We start from the raw sequence: 546 nt of genomic DNA, 5'->3' as shown, positions 1-546 counted from the left end.
GACGTTGTTTTTGATCCAAATACATTCGCTCCTGACATTTATTATTGAGATAATTATAACATAATTTTTTAATCATTCTTGATTAATTAACCGACCAGTATATATAATTAATATTGGAGGAAAAAAGGAAGGTGGGGTTTTATGAAAAAGCACCCGTTACATATGTTAGGGAGGCTTGTAGCAGGGAAGAATACGCAATGGATAACTTTATCGGTATGGATTCTTATTACATTAGTACTTTCATTTACGTTACCACAAGTAAACAGTACGAAAGAACCGAATCCGAAAAATTTACCTGAAACAGCTATGTCACAGCAAGCTGAAGCACTTATGAAAAAAGAATTTCCTAATAATGCAGGAAACCCGTTGTTAGTTGTATGGCATCGGGATGGTGGATTAGAGTCAAAAGACTACAAATTAATACAGGACGTTTATAAAGAGTTAAAAACGGACCCTTTAAAAGAACAATCATTGTTACCACCATTTGATACAATTCCAGAGCAAGTATTATCAAAAAGTGCATCAAAAGATGGTACATCATGTGTC

At 33.9% G+C, this 546-nt stretch carries 1 pseudogene; it reads left to right on the top strand.

The features are described 5' to 3' along the window. Window positions 1-141: 141 nt before the first annotated feature. Window positions 142-546: pseudogene (locus AC1DJR_RS32980) on the top strand (MMPL family transporter); the annotation flags it as partial.

The sequence above is a fragment of the Bacillus sp. 05T31 genome (assembly GCF_056396725.1).
The sequence above is the reverse complement of the archived record's forward strand: the minus strand, read 5'-3'. Positions and strand labels throughout refer to the sequence as shown.